The following is a 22,599-nucleotide window of genomic DNA, read 5'->3' as shown; positions in this document are numbered from 1 at the left end:
TTTTTATCAGGTTAAGCGAATTTCAGCTAAATCGCCGTTTGTTGCTCATCGGCAGATGCCAATTCTCGCTCCAAACGCTGACTTTCATCGGCTCTGGGTTTGCTAAATCTCGCCAGACCCAGATATAAAACCGGAGTGAGGTAGAGAGTGAAAATTACAGCAATACCCAATCCGCCAAATACCACCCATCCGATAGCATTGCGTGATTCTGCTCCCGCTCCGGTAGATAATATCAGGGGAAGACCGCCTAGTATGGTAGAAACCAATGTCATCATAATTGGGCGCAGACGTACCTTACCTGCTTCTACGATGGCGTCGTAAACGCTATAGCCTTGGTCACGCAGCTGATCAGCAAACTCAATGAGAAGAATTGCATTTTTTGCCAGTAGTCCAATTAACATTACTAAGCCAATCTGCGAGTACACGTTGATTGTCGTGTTCGTCAGAAAGAGGGCATAAATGGCTGCGGCAATGCCGAAAGGCACGGTCAACATGACCACAACAGCGCTGTTCAAACTTTCAAACTGAGCGGCAAGAACCAGTAACACGATGATAAATGCTAACACATAGGTCAGAGCTATCTGCTTCGACGTCTCCTCGAAAGTTTGTGCTTCTCCTAAAAAGATAAGACCAATACCATCAGGAAGGTTTCCTTGTAACGCTCGAATGCGCTCTACGGCCTCATTTATCGCAATGTCGTCCGGTAGTTCCATTTCCAGTTTAATAGCGCGACGTTGGGCCTGACGCTCCAATTCGGCGGCTACACCTTCTTCGCTTATATACGCTACGCTGGAAAGCGGAACCAAATTGCCGGTATTTGATTTTACGTACAGGTTAGTTAGATCTGAAGGATCACTGGTGGTCCTGTCACTGGACTGCAACATAATAGGAATGGCTTGATCGCCAACATTCAAATCGGTAATGTCATCACCATTAACGGCTGCACGTAACGTACTGGCTATGTCATTAAGAGGAATCCCCAGTTCTTCCGCGCGGCGGCGATCTATATTTATTCGAAGTTGCGGCTGCGTGGGCTCGTAGCTGATACGCGGAGCCCCAAGCTCAGGAATATTGTCTTCTATCTGAACAGCAAAATCCTGGGCAGCACGATATATATTGTCATAGCTATCTCCTGTTAGCGCTAATTCCATGCCTCCGCCCTGGCCTCGTAAATTAAGGCTGTTATCGCCAAAAGCATTGCCTGGAGCACCAGGAATATTCTGTAAAGGAGGACCAATTTCATCCACTATCTCCTGAAGCGACTTGTCACGATCATCCCAATGTTTAAGCGGCGCCGTAATAAAAACTATATTTGGATCCCAATTACCCACTACGGTATAAATTGAATCGATGGTGCCGTTTTCGACGTAAGGCATCAACAGCTCTTCCATCTTAAACGCCTGGCGATCCATGAAATTTATACCCGCGCCATCTGGCCCGCGAGCAAAAATACGAATGGTGCCGCGGTCTTCGCTCGGAAGTAGTTCATTATCAATGTGTTGCGCCGTAAACCATGCGCCGACCCCCGCCAGGATGCTAAGACCAACGATTAACCAGGCGTATTTAAGCGACCATAAAAGTGAACGCTGATAAAGATGCAAACAGAAATTGCCAAACCGGCCGAAGGTTTTCGAGAAAAAGCTTTCTTTGCCGTTGTCGACTTTTATAGGAAGACGAGCCGTTAAGGCAGGCACTAGCGACAGAGCGACAAAAGAAGAGATAATTACCGCGCCGGCTAACACCCCGCCAAATTCTCGAAACAGCTTTCCTGCGGTAGACGGTAAAAACGCAATAGGAATAAACACAGAAGCTAATACCGCAGTGGTTGCCACTACAGCAAAGAAAACTTCTCTTGTGCCAATAACGGCAGCTGCCCGAGCGCCTAGTCCCATGCCCCGACGTCGCTGAATATTTTCTGAAACTACAATGGCATCATCGACAATCATGCCGGTTGCGAGTACCAAGGCTAAAAGAGTAAGAATATTAACAGAAAAACCCAGCGCCCAGATGATAGCCAGTGCACCCGCAAGTGATACTGGAATAGAAAGAGCGGGGACAAGCGTTGCGCGCCAGGAACCGATGAATACCAGCAAGGTAAATACTACCAGTAGGATGGTGAGACTCAATGATTCCACCACCTCGCTCACCGAATCGCGGATAAATTCTGCATCGTCTGCAGTTACTACGATATCCATGTCAGTGAAGCGCTTGTCTAAATCTTTCACCATCGCTAATACTTCGTCTGAAATTTCGATAGTATTAGAGCTGGCTTGGCGAATGATGCCAAGGCCAATAACCGCTTTGCCGTCTAGCCGGACGACGCTGGTAGAATCTGCCGGACTAAAATACACACTTGCCACATCGCCAATACGAATATTGCCGCTTAATACGATACTGGCAACATCTTCAGCGGTGACTGAGGTGGCATCGGCACGCACAATTAAAGATTGATCTTCAGACTGGATGCTGCCTGCAGGCACATCAAAAGGTGCTAACCTCAAAGCCTCTCCCACATCGGTCATAGACAATCCGTAACTGGTCAGTCGGAGAGGATCAACGGACACACGTAATACCCGTTCGCGATCGCCACTTAAAGTCACATCCGCTACACCGGGGATGCTCAAAAACAGCGGAGCAAGATCGGTATCTACACGCTGGGTGAGGGATTCCATATCCAGAATATCGCTGGAAATCGCCAGACTTACTACTGCTTGCGCATCATTATCGGCGCGAATGATAGAAACCTGCTCGACATCCTCTGGTAGTTGGCGTTGAACCCGACTCACCGACTCACGGGTTTCATTTGCTGCATCTTCTAAATTTATTCCCGGCCGAAACTCAACTCTTACCCGCGCCGATCCTTCTTCGCTTTGGGCGTAAATATCCTTCACACCACTTACCCGCGCTACCGCTCCTTCCAGCCGGCTGGTGACTTCAGCATCAACGGTTTCCGGCGATCCGCCAGGAAGTTCCGCCGTGACGGTAATGGTTGGTGTATCTACATCCGGAAGCTCACGGACTTCTAAACCTTCCAGAGCGGCAAACCCGGCAATTACAATCAGCAGGTTTAGTACCACAATTAATACCGGTCGCCGAATTGCCGTGGATGGCAAATCATTTACCTGTACATTATTTTTACTCATCAGCCGCACTCCGAGCCAGCTCGGTGGTGATATCCTGACCTTCCCGCAAACGTTGGATGCCTTCGGAAATTAGCGTATCGCCTTCTTCAAGTTCTCCAGAAACCAAAATCGTGCCACGCAGACGTTGATGGACTTTTACATCCACGCGTTTCGCTTTTCCATTTTCAGCTATCCAAACATAGGCCCCTGTGGCGCCCCATAAAAGAGCGGCTTCTGGAATGGCCGCATACTGATTACCATTAATTGACAAATTAACCCGAAAACTCATGCCCGGACGATAGCGGTCCTGACTATTATCCAACACAGCCCGCGCACGTAATGTACGGTCCACTTCGTTAATCCGAGAGTCTACTTCTGCGATTTCAGCTTTAATATCTTTGTTGCGGTTGGACCAGGGCTCCAATGTCACCATTGGAGAATTAAGCAATACCTCTAAAGACGCTTCTGGTGCTCGGAAATTAACAAACAGCTTAGAACGATCATCAAGCGTAGTAATGGCGGTTTGGTCATTAATGCGGTCACCCACTTCTATATCGGTAATTCCCACTACGCCATCGAAAGGCGCTTCAATTTGTCTGTCGTCTAAATCTGCCTGAGCTTCTTCAAGGGCGACTTTAGCCAAATCTCTGGCAGTTTGCGCTAGATCCAGCTCGCTTTCGGGAATGGCACCTTGTTTGCTGCTTTGCTGTAGGCGCTTATAAGTGCGTTCAGCATCTGTTAGTTGGAGTTTGGCTCGTTCTACCGCTACCCGCTGACGGCGATCGTCAAGCCGAACCAGCACTTTACCTGCTTCAACAAATTGTCCAGGCACAAAATTAACTTCAGTGACTTCGTCGCTTACGGGGGAATAAAGTATAATTGAACGTACCGCTTCTGCAGTGCCAACAGCTTCTACCTCCAGCGTTTCAAACTGAAACTCCAACGGTTCAGTGACCACCAGTTTGGCTTGCTTATCGCCAAAGAACTGAGCATAAGCGCTAACGCTATAAGCATTGAAAAGCAGGCACCAGCCAAACAGGCGAATACCCTTGGAAAAACTGTTTATCATTGTACGTCCACTCGATATCAAAGATAACGCAAACTGCGCGATTCATTCTTGATTCTGCACGCTTGGAATATGCCGTTTCCAGGCGCATAGTCAGGTTATTTGAGGTAGTTAATTATATTAACGTAATATCAACATAAGGAAGTTAAGTAAGCAACTGCAGCTCAGCGTACTCTCGATACAATGTATCGTTTTTCAGCAAGACTTCGTGGCTTCCGGTGGCAACAATAGTACCTTTGTCCATAACTACGATACGATCGGCGTGCTGAACCGTCGCCAGCCGATGCGCAATGACAATAGTTGTTCTGCCTTCCATCAGCGTATTTAACGCTTGCTGAACCATACGTTCGCTCATGGCGTCCAACGCGCTTGTTGCTTCATCAAGTAGCAATACGGGCCGGTCAGCGAGTATGGCTCTGGCAATAGCAATACGCTGTTTTTGGCCACCTGAAAGCCGTACGCCTCTTTCACCCAATTCCGTATGATAGCCGTTGTCGAGTCTGTCTATAAACTCATGAGCAAATGCGGCCTTCGCTGCTTTTAACACTGCATCATCCGAAGCATGAATGTTACCGTAGCGAATATTTTCCATTACAGTGGTAGCAAAAACAACAGGCTCCTGAGTCACTATAGCAATATGTGCACGCAATGCTTCTAATTTAAGAGAAGAAATGGGCTGCGTACCGATCCGAATTTGCCCTTGTTGGACATCATAAAAGCGCAGCATTAATTGAAATAATGTAGTTTTTCCAGCGCCGCTTGCACCTACTAGCGCCACTTTCTCACCAGCGCGAATTGTCAGAGATAACTGATGAAATAACGGACAGGAGCCAGGATAAGCAAAGGTAATATTATCAAAAGTAATGGCGGGAGGATGACCTTTGGTCAATACAAGAGGGACATCACCAGACTGAATGGTAGCCGGGGTAGCGAGCAGTTCCAGTAATCGCTCACTAGCTCCGACACCGCGTTGTACTTCGCCGATGACTTCGCTTATTGTCGCTATACTGCCGCCGGCCATTACCGCATAAAACAGAAATGCAGACAGTTCACCGCCTGTCATATCTCCGCTAAATACCTGACGAGCACCAATCCACGCAATAATGATAATGGCGGTAAGACTTAACAGCATAATAAAGCCGATAAGTAGTGAACGATAATGAACCCGCATTTTTGCCGTAGACATAGCATCTTCAACGCTGCGGGTAAACTGGTTCGACTCTTCTGCTTGTGCGTTAAATGCCTGAACGGTCATGATTTCATGAAGACTCTGGTCGATATGCGCGCCTAAATCGGCGATTTTATCCTGGCTGCGTCGGGCATAAATCCTAACCTGGGGCGCTAGCAGACGAATAGGCACCAGCACTGCGGGTACTGCTAATAGTACGCAAAACGTCAACATTGGGCTTGTGATCAGCATCAGCAGTAGTGCGCCGGTAAAAGTGATGGATGAGCGTAGCGCCATGGAGAGACTCATTCCAATGACGGTCTGCAATACCGCAGTATCGCTGGTAAAGCGGGAAATAACCTCGCCGGTACGGATCTTAGCAAAGAACGAAGGCGGTAGCGTCATGAGGTGACGGAAGACCTGTACACGGATATCCGCGCTGATCCGCTCGCCTAACCAGGTCATCAGGTAAAAGCGACAATAAGTGGCAAAACTTGCTACGGTGCAGATTACCAGCACCGCAATGACCGCTTGATTCAATACATCTGAATTATCTGCGACAAAACCTTTATCAATGGCGTAGCGAATACCTTGCCCTAGCACCAGCCAGGCAGACGAGGCTACAAGCAGAGCTACGACAGCGCCGGCAACGCGCCAGCGATACTGTTTAAGAAGCGATGCAAACCAGAAAAGCACATGCTTTGTTGAGACTTCAGTCATGGTTGAGAGTTTCGATGGTTGAGGGTTTAAACCAAATCAGGTGGTAATAATAGAGTGTAGATAACGAAGCCGACAGGCAATTTCGGCAGTCAGTGGAATATGCATGGCAAAGTGCAGGCGGAATATGATTTCTCGCCGCTTCATTTTTTGTAAAATCTCGTTCCTAATGCTTTTACCTTTCCATGCGCGTATCGGGCAATTAAACTTGCTTTTGCGCTGAAGATCCGTATAATTCCGCGGCCTTCTGACTGGTGGCGTACAACTGTCATCGACGAGAAGGTTAAGTTAACGGTAACGCTACAACGAGTTTGAGGCATTTATGGTTACTATTCGTTTACAGCGTGGTGGCGCGAAAAAGCGTCCATTTTATCAAGTAGTAGTGGCTGACAGCAGCCGCGCCAGAAACGGTCGTTTCATCGAAAACGTCGGTTTCTTCAATCCTACAGCACAAGGTCAGGCAGAACGTTTGCGTTTAGATCTTGACCGTGTTGAATATTGGGTTGGTGTTGGTGCAAGTTTGTCAGAGCGCGTAACTACTCTGGTTAAAGAAGCTAAAAAAACTGCAGCGTAAGCTATGCAGTACTGGTGGGTATAGATGAGTCAAGCGTCTGACAATATTGTGATTGGCAAAATCGGTGCACCTTACGGTGTGAAAGGTTGGGTCAAAATCAACAGCTATACCGATACACCAGAAGGTATTTTCGAATACTGTCCCTGGATTATCGGAGACAGCAAAGAATACCAGATTGACCAATGGCGAACGCACGGTAAAACTCTGGTTGCAAAGATAGTGGGTGTGGATAGCAGGAATGATGCAGAATGCATCAAAAATCTGGACATTCACATGCTTGCAGCCCAGTTGCCTGAATTAGGTGACGATGAATTTTACTGGCGCGAGCTGATCGGCATGCAGGTAGTAACTACGCAAGGTTACCAGCTGGGTGTTGTGAAAGATGTGTTTAATACCGGCGCGAATGACGTATTACAAGTCAAAGCAAAGGCTAATGATGCATTTGGTCAAAAAGAAAGATTACTGCCGTTTGATCTCGATTCTGTCGTGCAAACGGTGGACAAAGAAGGCAAAGCAATTACGGTAGACTGGGACCCGGGTTTTTAAGTGAACGCGGAAAAATGGTTTGGCATTGTTAGTTTGTTTCCTGACATGTTTGCCCCTTTCACTCAGCAGGGTGTAGTAGGGCGGGCAATTAAATCAGGCATTCTTAACGTCGATACATTTAATCCCAGAGAATTTACCCATGATCGTCATCGTACTGTTGATGACCGCCCTTATGGCGGCGGTCCAGGTATGTTGATGATGGTGAAGCCTTTAACTGACGCCATCTCTGCTGCCAAAACGGTGGGCGGAGAACAAAGCAAGGTGATCTACTTATCACCGCAGGGCAAACCGCTTGATCAGGCCGGTGTAAAAAAGCTGGCCCAATACGACCGCACAATTTTAATTTGCGGACGTTATGAAGGAATCGACGAGCGTGTAATCGATAATCTGGTTGACGAAGAATGGTCGATTGGAGATTACGTGTTAAGTGGTGGAGAACTACCCGCGATGGTCCTGATGGACGCAGTAGCACGGTTAGTTCCCGGCGTGTTGGGCCATCAGGCTTCAGCAGTTGAAGATTCTTTTACCGACGGGTTACTGGATTGTCCGCATTATACGCGGCCTGAAGTGCTCGACGGCGAAGCGGTGCCGCCAGTGTTGTTAAGTGGTGATCACGAAAAAATCAGGCAGTGGCGACTCATGCAATCGTTAGGTAGAACCTGGCAGCGTCGCCCTGAATTACTAAATCACCTAGCTCTGACTGAGGAGCAACAGCGTTTACTCGATACGTTTAAATTGCAGTTGCAGCAAGATGACAGTTAACTAGGACGAGAGGATATGATGAGCAAAGTCAGTCAAGATATCATCAAGAAAATCGAGCAAGCACAGCTCAAAACTGATGTCCCTGCATTTGGTCCAGGCGACACAGTTATCGTTAAAGTTCGCGTTACCGAAGGTGACAAAGAGCGTCTTCAGGCATATGAAGGTGTTGTTATTGCTAAACGTAACCGTGGCCTGCACTCAGCTTTTACAGTACGTAAAATCTCAAGCGGCGAAGGCGTTGAGCGTGTTTTCCAAACACACAGCCCGGCAATCTCTTCTATTGAAGTGAAACGTCGTGGTGCGGTTCGTCGTGCTAAGCTTTACTATCTGCGTGAGCGTTCAGGTAAATCTGCACGTATCAAAGAGAAGCTTAACTAAGATTACTAATCCTTGCGTTACTGTTAACTTCGAAAAGCCCGCTTTACAGCGGGCTTTTTTGTAGCTGTAATATCTTCATCTTCATTCTTAACTTGTTTGTGTGATCATGCCGACAGTAGACACTTCTCATCCAGAGTGGCAAAAGATGGTAAGCGGACAATGGTATCTGACCGGGGCAAAGTTGCTTAGCCAGGCAAGAGCCGCGACCAAAATCCGTTGTCAGGAAATCAATCAACTCTTACCCGATAGTGCAGAACGTCTTGCTAAGTTGCAAACTCTGCTTCCCAATGTATCGCCTTCATCATTAAGCGTCGGGAAGCAATTTTATTGTGATTATGGTGTTAACATATTCGCAGCAGAAGGGCTGAGTGTAGGGGATAATGTCGTTATGCTCGATGCGAGTAGCATCCGTTTTGACAAAAATGTCACGCTAGAAGATAGGGTAGTTATTAGTGCGCTTACTCATCATAAAGATGCAAAAAGGCGCGCGCAGGGGTGGCAACAGGCGCTACCGGTGATGGTGGGAGAAAATGTTGTTTTAGGCGCTGGAGTGACTATTTGCCCAGGTGCAATAGTTCCCGCCAACACTCACGTTCAAGCGGGAACTGTGGTAACGGCACCACGAAATTTTTAAAATTTACGTGTTCTCTTATTTAGATAAGGATTCCCAAAACCAACGCAAAAAAATAAATCTGCGTTTGAGGTTGCTTTCCATATCAATGATAGGTAAAAAGTCAATGAGGGCGAGTTATAAAGTCACTTTTTAGATGTAAATATAATTTTACAGTAGTTGTAATCGTTCTGTAGATACACGATGGTGTGGCTGCATGATAAACATTGCCTCTTTCACCCACTGGTTTTTTTGCCTTATTACCAAGAGAATTTTATGATTAAGGACACAGTTAATAACGTACATGTGAGCGCCGAAGATGTACTAGTGACGCCGGATGCGCTAGCGGCTGAATTACCCGTCTCAGATTCTGCACTTCAGGCAATCTCCGAGGCGCGTAAGACGATTTCCGATATTATCCATGGCCGGGATCATCGTTTTTTAGTGGTCTGTGGGCCTTGTTCAATTCATGATATTGATGCAGCAAAAGATTATGCGCTGCGCCTAAAAGAACTTCACGAATCCTGTAAAGATACGCTGTTTATCGTTATGCGCGTATATTTTGAAAAACCACGCACTACCACGGGCTGGAAAGGGTTAATCAACGATCCCCATATTGATGGTACTTTTGATATTGAAGCGGGCCTAAGGAAAGCGCGCGAACTTCTAATCTGGTTAGCAGAACTGCAGCTTCCTGTTGCCACCGAAGCACTGGATCCTATCAGTCCGCAATATCTCGCCGAACTTTTCAGTTGGAGTGCCATTGGAGCCAGAACCGCCGAATCACAGACGCACCGGGAAATGGCCAGCGGTTTGTCTATGCCAGTAGGCTTTAAAAATGGTACCGACGGTAGTTTAGATATTGCCATCAATGCGTTGAAGTCTGCAGCGTCTGGCCATCGCTTTATGGGAATAAATAAACAAGGGCAGGTCAGCATTATCGGTACCCGCGGGAACCCCGACGGACATATTATCTTGCGCGGTGGCAAGCAGCCTAATTATGACTCAGTCTGTGTATCTGAATGTGAGGGGGAACTCGTCAACGCAAACCTTACTGCCGGCCTGATGGTAGACTGTAGCCACGCCAATTCCAGTAAAGATTACCGTCGTCAGCCATTGGTGGCGCAAAATGTGGTGAATCAGATTTTGGAAGGTAATCAATCGATTATAGGTGTAATGCTGGAAAGTCATATCCATGCAGGGAGCCAGAAAGCAGAGGGTAAGAAGCCCGACGAACTGGAATATGGCGTGTCTATTACCGATGGCTGTATAGATTGGGCAACGACAGAAAATCTAATTTCCCAAACCAGAGATAAATTGATTACGGTGTTACCGTTACGGCAAAACAAACGCGATGCCGTGGCATAAGCGCTGAAAAGGCTAATGGCTTTACAATATGACTGATTTCTCACAGCGCCTCAATTACTTGCGAAAGGGCATTGACGAGCTGGATTCCCAGCTTGTTCAGCTTCTTGCAAAACGCGCAGAGCTCACGACTCAGGTCGGACAGGTAAAGGCAGAGACCGGTATGCCTGTCTATGTTCCTGAAAGAGAGAAGGCGTTGATCGCTAAACGACGTGCTCAAGCCGAAGAGGCTGGCGTTTCCGCTGATCTTACTGAAGATTTGTTGCGCCGGATTATGCGCGAATCCTACCACACTCAAAATAATCGATACCGGTGCGTTAATCCCGAGGCTGGCAATATTGTTATTGTGGGCGGTCGCGGGGCGCTAGGACGAGTGTTTGTCGGGTTGTTTGAAAAAAGCAGCTACAATGTGAGTGTGGTTGAAAAGGATGACTGGGAAAAACCCGCCATTGCCACCGTATTGGCCAACGCGAAACTGGTTGTTGTCGCCGTGCCTATTACGCTTACGGAGAGCGTCATCCGCAGGTTAAACAACTTACCGCGAGACTGTATTCTTGCTGATATTACCAGTGTTAAAGCAAAACCCCTTGAAGCCATGCTCGAAACTCACCAGGGGCCGGTTGTGGGTTTGCATCCAATGTTTGGGCCAGATTCACCCGGAATGATTAAACAAGTGGTAGTGGTGTGTCATGGTCGGCACGAAGCCAGCTACGAATGGCTGTTGCAACAAATGATCACCTGGGGTGCCGCCCTCCATTATAGTTCAGCGGAAGAACATGATCAGGCAATGGCTTATATTCAGGTAATGCGCCACTTCAATACCTTTGTTTACGGTGCGCATTTAAAAGGCGAAAATCCTGATTTGCGTTCGTTGACGGTATTTAGCTCGCCTATTTATCGACTGGAACTTGCCATGGTTGGCAGACTATTTGCTCAGGCACCTGAGTTGTACGCCGATATTATTTTTCACAATCCCAAGAACTTTGCGCTGTTAAGGCGGTTCCATAATCGGTTTGGCGATGCGCTTGACGTGCTGGAAAGCGGAGATAAAAAAGCGTTTATCAAACAGTTTCTTTCCATCGGTAAATGGTTTGGTGACTATGCAAAAAAATGCCTTGTGGGCAGCAAGCGCTTGTTACTAAAAGCTGACGACGACGAAATGTTGAGGAAGTAGCAGCGCAGGATCTGCGAAATTGCTTTAACTATAATACTAATCCACATTGATGCGGATTAGTATTATTTCACCACTTCCACCGGTCGCTGCAGCGGGCAGTATTTCATGTTCAGCAATGCGAAAACACGAATATTAAGATGAATTTCGTAGAATAATGCAATTTCCTTTCAGGTTTTCTGACGTTCTGCCGATGTTTCCAAGTAACTAATAGAATCATTTCCCTGCTTTGCGCTTTGTGCAAGTAGTAGTGAGCGCCTGCAAATTTATGAACCCCCAACTGATTTTTCTCGGAGAATGGAAGGTTACGCCTTCAGATAATACCCTTCGTCTAGGTAAAACCCGCCGCCATATTGAACCCAAAGTCATGGATGTGTTGGTGCTTCTTTGCGCAAAACACCCTCAGGTGGTTACTGTTGAGGAAATATTGTCATCTTGCTGGCAGAACGAAGATGTAGGTGACAATCCGGTTCATAAAGCAATTAATCAGCTACGGCGGGCATTAGGCGATAAATCTGCAAATCCTGCTTTTATCGAAACTATTCGAAAACGTGGTTATCGCGTAATCGCGCCGGTCACTTCGCCTCAGACCGCGGTAGAAACCGCCACACAAATGCAGTGGAATGAACGCTCGCCATATCCCGGTTTGACAGCGTTCAATGCCGAAGATGCTGTTGTTTTTTATGGTCGTAAAGAACAGGTATCTACGCTGCTGACGCGAATTCAGAGTCAAGTAAAGTTTGGCAGGGCCTTTTCCCTGGTCTTAGGCCCCAGCGGCACGGGCAAATCATCATTGGTTCAAGCAGGCATCTTACCAGTATTAACGTCCCCGGAAGGATATCGTGGAATAGGAGTTATATCTTCAGTCAAAATGGATTGCGCTGATGTGACAGGCGAAGCTTTATTTTTAACGCTTGCCAGCGCCATATTGGACTGGGAAATAGATAATATACCCATAATAAGGGGTGTGAGTGCACAGCATCTTGCCGCCACCCTGGAAACGGTGCCACAGGACATTGTGCGCATATGCAAAAAGGCGCTGCAGCGTCACTCCCTCTACAAGCGGCCATTCGTCTGTTTGTTCCTCGACCACCTTGAGATACTTCTTGCGGCTCCTTATTTTACACCAGCATTGCGACAGCATTTTCTTGAGTGTATTGATGTGTTCGCATTATCGGGGGTGATAATGATAATCAGCGCTTGTCGCAATGATTTTTACCCGCAAGTGGTGGCCTACCCAACGCTTATGGCAGGTAAAGCGAAGGGTGCTCATTTTGATCTGTCTGCTCCCAGCCGCGGAGAATTGATGCAAATGATCCGGTTGCCAGCTTTGGTAGCCAATGTGCAATGGGAGATTGATAACGAGAGCAAGATGCCGCTTGACGACATAATAGGTACTGATGCTGCAGAGCATCCTGACGCTCTGCCAATGTTGCAATATACCTTACAGGAACTGTACCTAAGGCGGGAGGATAAGCAAATGTCGGTGGCTGTTTATCGTGAACTTGGCGGCATCGACGGCGCTATAGGTAGAAAGGCCGAACAAGTCTTTTGTTCGCTGCCAAAGGAGCAGCAGAATGTTTTACCTGCGGTTTTTGCGTTGCTTATTACGCTGGCGGCGGACGGAAAGCGATATACCAGCCGAACGGTCTTATGGTCGCAGTTAAAGATTGAAGCTGAGATCTTGTTTGTTCAAATAATGGTGGAAAACCGCCTTTTTGTTTCGCACCTACATAATCAACAAGCGTCTTTCAGTCTCGCTCATGAAGCATTATTGCGTTGCTGGGAGCGGGCAGCATCATGGATAGAACAACATAATGAATCGTTAAAAGTGAAAGCCCATCTACGAAATTCCTCTTTACGCTGGCATCAAGAATCTCGTGCTACGGCATTTTTATTGGCAGAAGGAAAGCCATTACAGCAAGCGAGGGACTTGGTAAATAATCCACAATTTTACGTTACGCAACAAGAGCTTGCATTAATTAATGCTTCTGAAGCGAAGGTTTGCGCCAGGCGGTGGAAGAAGCGAATTGTTTTTACTGTACTTTTGGTGTTAACAATAATATCGGTTGTCATGAGTATAACTCGCTATCAAGCTCAGATTGAAGCACAGCAACGACGGCTTGACGCAGAAAACCTATTGGGTTTTATGGTGGGTGAGTTTGCCGATAAACTTCGTAGCGTTAACCGCATGGATTTACTGGATGGTATAAGCAATAAAGCGCTTGAATACTTTACCCAAGCGGGTTCAGATTCAGGAATTGTTGCAGCTTCTGAAAAAAGAAGTGAACGGGAAAAATTTCAGCTTGCGCAAACGCTGCTTGCCATGGGGGAAGTCGCCTATTCCCGGGGCAGTCAGAAGGAAGCAAAGAAGGCATTTGACGCCGCGTTTACTCTTTTTTCTGCTTTGTCGTCAGCCAATCCTGATGATCTGGAAAATCTTAAGATGGCTGGAATTTCCAGTTTTTGGCTGGGGCAGTTACGCTTTGATCTAAAAGACTATATCAGTGCCCAAGAGCACTTCGAACGCTACCGAGCCTATAGCCAACAACAGTATATTCTGGAACCGAAAAATTACGATGTTTGGAGTGAGCTATCTTACGCACATAATGCCTTGGGATCGGTATTTCTAAGACAGTACCGGTATGATGAGGCTAGTCAGGCTTTTACCACCTCTTTAACTTTAAAGAATAAGATAATTGCAGCTAATCCAGATGATAAAGTGCTGTTAGCCGATAGGGCAGATACCCTGTCCTGGCTGGCTTCTACTGAATTTAAACGGGGAAAGTTAGAGGTTGCAGTGAGCTTACAGACACAAGTGCAAAGCGAGTTGCTTGACATGCTGATGCTTCAACAAGATGATGCATATATTATCGAAAATTTAGCTCTTTCTCATTGGCAGTATGCTAGGTTATTGGACTATACCAATGCGTTAGGCGAAGCAAGGTTTCAAATAAAGCAAGCGATAGCGTTGTATGAACAGGCTCTTGATCAAGATAAATCCAATGTAAGGTGGCAAAGAGATATTGCAGAATTACGGATTTATAATGGTTTGCTGGCAGTACAAGATGGTGCCACCGTAACCGCTGATTTTGAGGAAGCTATTGAAAAGGCTGGCGCAGTAGAAGGTCTACAATGGAGCACCCAGCATAATCTGATAGCGTACTATCAGTTGCGGGGCAACTGGAAGAGCAGTGAAGCGCTTCTGCAAGCGTTAGATGTAAAAGATGAATATGTAAACTCAACCGGAGCAGCAAAAACATTTCAGCCGTTGGTTGCCAAGTTTCGATTACTTGAAGCCAAGCAGTACCAACATTATGGTCGGGTTAATGCGACTCAAGAAGCTTGTGGCGATGTAATCCAACGCCTATCTGGGGTAGTAGAAGGTTCAAAGAATGTTGAAATTTTGGTGCCTTATGTAAGAGCGCACGATTGTTCTGGGGATCTGGAAAAAGTTAAAGATAAGATTTCACTGTTACACAATATGGGCGTAACACGCCTCGAATTCTAATAAAGCAATCTTAAGGAAATGATACTATGACGGGTGATGCGCAAATGAAAGGTTTCACTGTCGCCATTAAGCAAAATGGTGACGATATAACTTTTGATATTAAAGATGAAGCGGGTAACGACGCCACCGCACCTATTCAGATTGATGCACCTGACACCACAATTGAATATTCTTTAATCAACAATAACGACGAATGGATTTTTTGCGACCCGAAAGTAGAAGGTGACGACAAACAGAATTTACAAATCACGTTGGGGAAAAATAAGCAGCAGGTGATTATTCTGGATTCTGATGCAGATAATGAGGATATTTGCTTGCGGCTTGTTGTGGCACGGCTAGCGACACCCGATGTGCAATACACCAGTCCAGATCCGCAAATTAAAAACAAACCTGAAAACTAAGATCTCTTTTCACGGGGACGATGCACTTAGGTGCATCGCGCCCTTCCTGGCAGAGAATTACCTTCATTTAAAAATACGAATTCCTTATAATTCAGCGTCTTATATCCGAAGTTTATCGGAAGGCTTTTCGGTTGAAAATTTTGTAAATTACAGGCATTGGTAGTTGCGCAAGATGCGCTCAGGAAGACGAAAATGCCTCAGCAAGACAACATCATTCATTCTGCATCAGTGCCTGATGCTCCCACCAATGAACATCTTACTGCTTTACACGCTCTTATTAACGCCACTGCTGAAGGTATATTTATTGTTAATGAAGAGGGCGTAATTGAAGTAATAAACGCTTTGGCTGCATCGTTTTTCGGTACAACCAAACACGTACTGGTTGGACAAAAATGGCTCCATTTTCTGCATGAAAATTTTCGTGACCACTATGAAAATACACAACAACAATGGAAAAACAGCAGCAGTATTCCCTTGAATATGGGGCCAAAAGAAGTCGTTATTGACTGCTTGGATGGTTCTTGTCTGGAAGCAGATTTATCATTATCACGTCTGCCGGATATGTATAGTAAATCTGGATCACTGTACATGGGCGTGTTACATGACCTTACTGAACACAAAAAAACGTATCGTGCGCTTAAAGAACAAGCTACCACTGATCATTTGACTGGTTTAGCGAACCGGCATCAGCTATCAAGGAGCTTACAGCAAATTTGGCATGATTGCCTGAGTCAGCAACAACCGGTCAGCCTTATTATGATCGATATCGATTATTTTAAGAGCTTTAATGACCACTACGGGCATATTCAGGGTGACAAGTGTTTACAGAAAATTGCCGGTGTCATCACCGATTGTTTGCCATCACGCGATAGCGTTGGCTGCCGATATGGCGGTGAAGAATTTGTGATTGTGCTGCCACGCTGTAACGCCACAAATGCGCAGGTCGTCGCCAAATGTATTCAGCGACAGGTTAAGTCGCTGATGTTTGTCGACCAAGGGTTATGTCACACCGTAAATGTGAGCGTAAGTCAAGGCATCGCGTGTGATGAAAATGGCCAGTATCGTACCTCAGAAGCGCTGTTGTGTGCTGCAGATACGGCGCTTTACCGAGCTAAGTCAGACGGCAGAGACCGTATCAATAACTCTGCGTAAAGGTCGAATGGAAAGACGGTGCTTACGGATTAAGCCTAATACCACTGCCATGCCAGAGATTCGTTATAAATTGCTAGAAACAACGCGTATTAGTAATTCTGTAGTTTCCAATCAAAATGCTGCTTTGCCTTATTTACAACCTACTACTAATCAGCAATGATGTTTGTTCACCCAGCGCGAGAATTTTCCACTTGTGACAAGTCAATTTCGTGAAGGTTTCGCGGGGCTAAATCGAACGCAGTGGGCGCAGCTCAAAGCTGAAAAAGCCGCGCCCGCCTGGCTGCGCGCTGCTGGCCGCGCCCGAATAGAGATAGAGCTCAACACTGAATGATGTTTTATGATTATACCATTTAAGGTTAGAAGCGAAGTTCTATATCATGCCCCAGAGCCGGCACCAAAGAAGACTGAGATCTTTCAATCTTCTTACAAGAACGGTGAGCCGTTGGCTACACTGAGTAATTAGCTCGAAATCTGATGCGGGTTATTCAGCTAACGCATTTGCCGCAGCCACTTTTGTGGGGCTGACTTCTTCACTTGGGTAGCATCCTAACACTTTCAGATATCGAGTCATTTTGCGTAGCCTAGCCAGCACAGTTTCCATAGGGCCATCTTGAACATTTCCTTCTACATCCAGATAGAACATTTCTTCCCAAGGGTTGCCCGTTATCGGCCGCGATTCAAGTTTGGTCATATTAATATTATTATCTTTCAGTACCATTAACGCTTCTACCAACGCACCTGGTTTTTGCACAGTAGACATAATTAAGGTAGTTTTGGCGGGCACTTGTAAAGGTACATTAACGGGATCCCTGGCAACAACAAAAAATCGACTATGATTTTCTTTTTGGTTTGCCAGGTTCGACTTAATCGCCATTAAACCATAAAGATTCCCGCCTGCCTCACTCCCAATTGCCGCTACATCATCCCGGTTCATCTGGCTTACCGTCAACATCGCGGTGGAAGTGCTGTCCATAGTTTTAACCTCTACATTTCCCAGTTCAGCAAGAAAATGACTGCATTGGGTAAATACTTGCGGGTGTGCGTAAAGCGTTTTGATATTTGCCAAAGAAGTATTTTTCGCGACTAACAGGCTGTGTCGAATTGGGTGAGTAAGCTCGCCGATAATATTCAATTGTGTATGCTGAAGCTGATCATAAACCTCATTAATGCTGCCGGAGCTGGTGTTCTCTATCGGGAGTACTGCATAGTCGGCTTCTGAATTTTCAACTTTTTGGATAATTTCGCTGAAGCTTTGGCAACCAATTTCCAACAATTCTCCTGGCCGACGGGAAAAATATTTTTGCGTAGCGAGATAGCTATAAGAACCTTTATCGCCCAAAAACGCGACCCGATTTAGCGGTAACGCGCTACCTGGATTTGCTCTTGCTGCCAGCATGGCCTGTTGATTCAATACCGAATCTTCAATAATGACATGGAAAATCTGGGTGACGTAGTGCGGATCCAGATTTACCTTTTGGCCTTCTTTGATCAAGCGAATCAACAACTGCTCTTCGCGCTTAATATCACGTACCGGAATATGATGTTTGATTTTCGTTTCAGCGACTTCATTGGTCAACTGCCTACGTTCAGACAACAAGGTAAGTAATTGGCTATCCAGATCGGTAATTCGTTTTCGTACGGCATCCAAGGCTGTTTCAGTCATAATTCCTACTCAGTGATGGCAAAAAAAAACCTCCCGCTCGGGAGGTTTTTATACACGACGCATCCTCCCTCAATTGAAGGTGGTAAATCCAAAGAAGAATGCGTAAACGTGAGATATGCTTGTGTTCATACGTTCAGACTCTATTCGTCCTCTCGAAAAGTGTCAACCGTTTTTTACATGATTGTTAGGACAGATATTGCTGCTCTCTTTAAAATGCGTACTATCTGTGATAGCAATTCTTCGATTACCTATATACTGTTACTCGCTCAACAATGCCGCCAGCATCGCACGAACTTCATTAGGTTCAAACGGCTTATCACACAGAGCATTGACACCGGTTTGTTGGATATTTGCCATATGAGCGCTATCAGCAGATTCTGAGGTCACCATAATAATGGGGATATGCGTCGTTTCTGGATTAAATCGGATAAATTCTGACAGTTCCCGACCATCCATTTCAGGCATGTTGTAATCGGTAACTACCAGATCGAATTCTTCCTCTTTAATGAATGTCAGCGCCATCGCTCCGTTTTCGGCTTCACGAATTTTCTGCAAGCCCATGCCTTCGAGAACTCGCCTGATATGATTACGGGCCAGGCGACTATCGTCTACAAGTAACACCCGAACATCCTGCACATCAAACAAATCCAGCTCTAATTCGTCATGATTAATGAGATCAAGACTGGCGTTTAGCGCGCGGGATAAATGAAGGGGCTCAAATGGCTTGGGTAAAATAGCTGCGACACCGGCTTGTTTGAACTCTTCTAGCTTACTAATCCGGTTTTCACTCGATACCAGCATAAAAGGAATGGTGCAGTAATCTTTTGATTCTTTAATAAATTTGAGTAGTTCCAGTGCAGTACCATCTTCAAAATACATGGCGCTAACGATTAAATCTGCGCCGTGGGACTTAATAGCCGCTCTAGCCTCAGCCAGGGTGCTGACGGGATCTATTTCCTTTACTTTTTCTTTTAAAAGTAAAGTAGTAATAATTTTTCTCTGCGTATCAGACGGCTCAACCAATACGATGTGCAGATCAGAGATTTGCAGCTTTTCCATAACGGGTCTCATTCGGTACTTCGTTGAATCTATGAGAATTAGTGTAGCTAAAAACAGCGTTAGCCGCCTGCAAGTTTAACGGTAAAGCCCTGGTCTTGCAGTAAGCTTTTAAGTTTTTCCCGATCATCCGTCTGTACCTCTATCGTGCCGTCTTTCACCGCGCCGCCACAGCCGCATTTCTTTTTGAGTTCTGTACACAGGACTTTTAGTGTACCGGGCTCCATGTTCAGGCCGTGAATGACAGAAACACCTTTTCCTTTTCGCCCTTTTGTTTCTCGGTGAATACGCACAATTCCGTCTTTTGATGATGACCGCGAAGGCGCAGAATGGTCAGCTTTTATCCTGCCACCGTCGGTGCTATAAACCAGATTTGAGTTCGCCACAACTTTCTCCCATTTTCAGACATACCATTCGGTAGTATAAAGAAGCGAATCATATTAAAAAAATGACCGGTCTACAAAGGCAGAGAGATTGCGAACGCTTTTTAAACAATAAGCGAAAATTTCTTAGCCCAATTTTTCGAGCAGGAAAGCTCCAGCAGAGCTATCAGGAGCAATTTTACGGCCTTACTAAGCTGGATGAGGTAATATCCCAGATAAAGCGCGTAACAAACTAAATGTAGCCGTGGTCGTAATAAATGAATAATGTCATTTTAATATAGGAAGCTGATAATGCTAAAATCCGTATTAGATTTGTTTCGTGATAAGCATGAAGAGAAAGACACCAATGGTTCTGTTGAACTTGCAACTGCGGTATTGTTAAGCGAAATTATCCGCGCTGATCGTGAATCAGATGAACGTGAGCTAAAGGCATACCGGGTAATGTTAACCAAGCAGTTCAAATTAGATGAACAGGCATTGCACACATTGATGGACGAGGGACGAGAAAGCGCCGAAGAAGCGGTTGATATGGTGCAATTTACTCAAGTGATCAATCAGCAGTGCGATAATGATCAAAAACAGGCTATTTTAAAAAGCCTCTGGGAAGTCGCTTACGCCGACAAAGATATTGCTCCTATTGAAGAACATACTATTCGGCGTATTGCAGATTTGCTGTATATCCCGCATAGTCAGTACATTAAGACCAAGCTCGCAGTCACTGACGAAAAATAAATAGAATGGGGTTGGTCGAGCAGACAATTTTTGCTTTGAAACGTTAAGGCAGGTAGTAGTATTTTGTTTAAATCGATCAGAACCCCATTAGCGGCTACGATAGTGGGCGCAGTCGTTATTACGTCTGTTATTGTTTTATGGTTAGCTATTAATGAGCATGAAAAATTGTACTATAAGTCAGTGCGGGATGATTTATCTGCACTGTCTCGCAATTTAAGTGAAGACCTTATACCGCTATTAGAAGCCACACCGGCAAACGTGGCGCAAGTCGAGAAGCTATTGGCTCGCCTTTCCTCATACCAACACATGCTTTACGCTCAGGTGTACAGTGATGATAAAAAGTTACTGGCGTCTCATACCACTAAATATGGACTGAGCCACGACGCTCCTACCGAAGAATTTCTCGCTACGGTGTTGTCCCATCCCCTCGGTATCCATCGCCTCAATCGCCAGGTTATTGCCCTGGAACGCATTGGTGATCAAGCTTTTCCCTTAGGATATCTGGTTGTTGCTGAAAATATTCAAAGTAGGGTAGAGCAAAGTCGCCAAAGTTTATTGTTGCAATCCTTCCCTTTTGTGGTGTTCGGTTTGCTTCTTACTATTGGCGTGTGTTTATTTTGGGTAAGCCGGCTGCTGAAGCCGCTGGATGCGCTTTCCCGCTTTACGCAACAGGTAGGAGAAACCAAAGATTACTCTTTGCGGTTCTTGTCACGGCGTGAGAATGAGGTATCTCGTTTAGGTGAAAACATTAATAGCCTAATGGAGATAATCGAAGTCGAGCTGACAATTAATCAGGAACAGAATCATACGCTATTTGAGCAACAGCAAACCATGACACGGTTAGCAAACTTCGACAGCTTAACCGGTTTGCCTAATCGTCAGTTTGTGATGGACAACTTACGACTGGAGCTGGCCCGCGCAAAAAGGGTAGGGGAAGACCTGGCGTTAATGTTTTTTGACTTAGATGGTTTCAAAGGCATTAACGATTCTCTTGGTCATGAAACCGGCGATTTAATTTTAATTGAAGTGGCAGACAGAGTAACCTCAATGTTGCGTGAAGGAGATCTGGTCGCTCGTCTAGGAGGAGATGAGTTCATTATCATCCCGGATCGGGATGTTAATGAAACTGCGTTAATTAACCTTGCCACCCGAGTGATCAATGCCTTCGGAGAGCCTTTCCAGTTTCGTGGACTGGCACTGACGGTAGGCGTAAGTCTTGGCATCGCTAAAGCATCAGATGCAGATTTCGAATTGAGTCAGCTAATGAGTAACGCCGATTTAGCCATGTATCGCTCGAAAGCTCGGGGAAGGGGAACATACACAATTTTTACCCCCGACATGGTGGAGTCTCATAAACGCAAGATGTCTATCGCTAACAGCATTGATCAAGCCATTATTAACGATGAAATGGTATTGTATTACCAGGCAAAGGTAGCGATAGACGGCAGAATTATGGGTTTTGAAGCCTTAATTAGGTGGCAACATCCAGAATTTGGGCTAATTATGCCGAGTGAATTTATTCCCATCGCGGAGCAAGGTGGGAAGATTTCGGCTATTACCCGCTGGGTTATTGAACGTGTGTGTATGGAGATGCCGCTCATTCAGCAACAGGTAAAATATAAATTCCGCGTCGCCATAAATTTGTCAGGTCATGATCTGCGCCACAATGGCTTGTTTGACCTCATACACGATACGTTTATTCTGCATGAGGTGAATCCTGAATGTATTGAATTTGAGGTCACCGAATCGGCCTATCTTGAAAACTTTGCGTTCGCCAACAAATTTTTTCGCCGCTTAAGTAATATGGGCTGCGCGATAGCGTTGGATGATTTCGGTACTGGCTATTCTTCATTAAGTTACCTGACGCAAATCACCATCGATACATTAAAAATTGATCGCCAGTTTATTCGAGAGCTGGAATCCTCTGAACGCAGTAGATTGGTTACCGGTACGATTATTGATTTGGCGAAGCGGTTGTCGCTGACGATTTGCGCTGAAGGTATCGAAAATTATCAGCAGTGGGAGTACCTGCTTGAACACGGCTGTGACCATCTTCAAGGATACTTGTTTAGCAAACCTATTCCCCTGTCAGAAATTGGCTCCTTACCAGAAAAATTTGAGCTTACTGAACAAGTTGCTATTTAAATAACTGTTTCTACTTCTCATATGTAGCACACTTACGAACCGCTATTGAGTGCCTGCTGAGCCTTGATATTAAGTTT

At 45.7% G+C, this 22,599-nt stretch carries 18 protein-coding genes; 12 read left to right on the top strand and 6 right to left on the bottom strand.

The window, feature by feature from the left end; all coding sequences use genetic code 11:
- Positions 1-26: 26 nt before the first annotated feature.
- The 3 genes from CA267_RS03135 to CA267_RS03125 form a co-directional block, all read right to left on the bottom strand.
- Positions 27-3,143: an efflux RND transporter permease subunit gene (locus tag CA267_RS03135; RefSeq protein ID WP_075608834.1), complete on the bottom strand. Its 3,117-nt coding sequence runs from the start codon at positions 3,141-3,143 to the stop codon at positions 27-29.
- Entirely contained in the window at positions 3,136-4,191 is a 1,056-nt protein-coding gene (locus CA267_RS03130; RefSeq protein WP_075608835.1) for an efflux RND transporter periplasmic adaptor subunit, read from the bottom strand. Before CA267_RS03130 ends, CA267_RS03135 begins: the two co-directional genes overlap by 8 nt.
- A gap of 142 nt (positions 4,192-4,333) precedes the next feature.
- Positions 4,334-6,076, bottom strand: a complete 1,743-nt coding sequence (locus CA267_RS03125; RefSeq protein WP_075608836.1) for an ABC transporter transmembrane domain-containing protein — start codon at positions 6,074-6,076, stop codon at positions 4,334-4,336.
- Between the two features lie 319 nt (positions 6,077-6,395).
- Between CA267_RS03125 and rpsP the strand changes: the two genes are divergently transcribed.
- The 10 genes from rpsP (at position 6,396) to CA267_RS03075 (ending at position 16,543) form a co-directional block, all read left to right on the top strand.
- Positions 6,396-6,647 carry a 30S ribosomal protein S16 gene (rpsP, locus tag CA267_RS03120; RefSeq protein WP_075608837.1) on the top strand — a complete coding sequence of 84 codons (252 nt, stop codon included), beginning with the start codon at positions 6,396-6,398 and terminating at the stop codon, positions 6,645-6,647.
- 24 nt (positions 6,648-6,671) lie between these two features.
- Positions 6,672-7,193, top strand: a complete 522-nt coding sequence (rimM, locus tag CA267_RS03115; protein ID WP_075608838.1) for a ribosome maturation factor RimM — start codon at positions 6,672-6,674, stop codon at positions 7,191-7,193.
- The gene (trmD, locus tag CA267_RS03110) at positions 7,194-7,955 is read left to right on the top strand and encodes a tRNA (guanosine(37)-N1)-methyltransferase TrmD (protein ID WP_075608839.1); all 762 of its coding nucleotides are present in this window, start codon (positions 7,194-7,196) and stop codon (positions 7,953-7,955) included. It abuts the gene before it with no gap.
- Positions 7,956-7,973: 18 nt separating this feature from the next.
- Positions 7,974-8,333 (top strand): 50S ribosomal protein L19, encoded by a 360-nt coding sequence (rplS, locus tag CA267_RS03105; protein ID WP_075608840.1) that lies wholly within the window; start codon positions 7,974-7,976, stop codon positions 8,331-8,333.
- A gap of 106 nt (positions 8,334-8,439) precedes the next feature.
- A complete protein-coding gene (locus CA267_RS03100; protein ID WP_083638367.1) occupies positions 8,440-8,967 on the top strand; it encodes a maltose acetyltransferase domain-containing protein in 528 nt (175 codons plus the stop codon).
- Positions 8,968-9,219: 252 nt separating this feature from the next.
- Positions 9,220-10,311: a 3-deoxy-7-phosphoheptulonate synthase gene (locus CA267_RS03095; RefSeq protein WP_075608842.1), complete on the top strand. Its 1,092-nt coding sequence runs from the start codon at positions 9,220-9,222 to the stop codon at positions 10,309-10,311.
- A gap of 28 nt (positions 10,312-10,339) precedes the next feature.
- Complete coding sequence (gene tyrA, locus CA267_RS03090) at positions 10,340-11,482, top strand: bifunctional chorismate mutase/prephenate dehydrogenase (protein ID WP_075608843.1); 1,143 nt, start codon at positions 10,340-10,342, stop codon at positions 11,480-11,482.
- A gap of 265 nt (positions 11,483-11,747) precedes the next feature.
- Positions 11,748-14,990, top strand: coding sequence for an nSTAND1 domain-containing NTPase (locus tag CA267_RS03085; protein ID WP_075608844.1), 3,243 nt, complete (start codon positions 11,748-11,750; stop codon positions 14,988-14,990).
- A 26-nt stretch (positions 14,991-15,016) separates the two neighbouring features.
- Positions 15,017-15,391 carry a DP-EP family protein gene (locus CA267_RS03080; protein WP_075608845.1) on the top strand — a complete coding sequence of 125 codons (375 nt, stop codon included), beginning with the start codon at positions 15,017-15,019 and terminating at the stop codon, positions 15,389-15,391.
- A gap of 192 nt (positions 15,392-15,583) precedes the next feature.
- Positions 15,584-16,543 carry a sensor domain-containing diguanylate cyclase gene (locus CA267_RS03075; protein WP_075608846.1) on the top strand — a complete coding sequence of 320 codons (960 nt, stop codon included), beginning with the start codon at positions 15,584-15,586 and terminating at the stop codon, positions 16,541-16,543.
- A gap of 481 nt (positions 16,544-17,024) precedes the next feature.
- Here CA267_RS03075 and pheA read toward each other — a convergent pair whose 3' ends face one another.
- From pheA to yciH, 3 genes are all read right to left on the bottom strand, one after another.
- On the bottom strand, positions 17,025-18,206 hold the full coding sequence (pheA, locus tag CA267_RS03070) for a prephenate dehydratase (protein ID WP_075608847.1): 1,182 nt from the start codon (positions 18,204-18,206) through the stop codon (positions 17,025-17,027).
- A gap of 258 nt (positions 18,207-18,464) precedes the next feature.
- A complete protein-coding gene (locus tag CA267_RS03065) occupies positions 18,465-19,265 on the bottom strand; it encodes a response regulator (RefSeq protein WP_075610018.1) in 801 nt (266 codons plus the stop codon).
- Between the two features lie 59 nt (positions 19,266-19,324).
- A complete protein-coding gene (gene yciH, locus CA267_RS03060) occupies positions 19,325-19,648 on the bottom strand; it encodes a stress response translation initiation inhibitor YciH (protein WP_075608848.1) in 324 nt (107 codons plus the stop codon).
- 288 nt (positions 19,649-19,936) lie between these two features.
- Here yciH and CA267_RS03055 point away from each other — a divergent pair, with 288 nt between their 5' ends.
- Positions 19,937-20,377, top strand: a complete 441-nt coding sequence (locus tag CA267_RS03055; protein WP_075608849.1) for a tellurite resistance TerB family protein — start codon at positions 19,937-19,939, stop codon at positions 20,375-20,377.
- 63 nt (positions 20,378-20,440) lie between these two features.
- Positions 20,441-22,522, top strand: a complete 2,082-nt coding sequence (locus tag CA267_RS03050) for a putative bifunctional diguanylate cyclase/phosphodiesterase (protein WP_083638369.1) — start codon at positions 20,441-20,443, stop codon at positions 22,520-22,522.
- Positions 22,523-22,599 lie beyond the last annotated feature (77 nt).

Source organism: Alteromonas pelagimontana, assembly GCF_002499975.2.
Taxonomy (GTDB): domain Bacteria; phylum Pseudomonadota; class Gammaproteobacteria; order Enterobacterales; family Alteromonadaceae; genus Alteromonas; species Alteromonas pelagimontana.
Note: the sequence above shows the minus strand (reverse complement) of the source record. Positions and strands in the feature narration are given on the sequence as shown.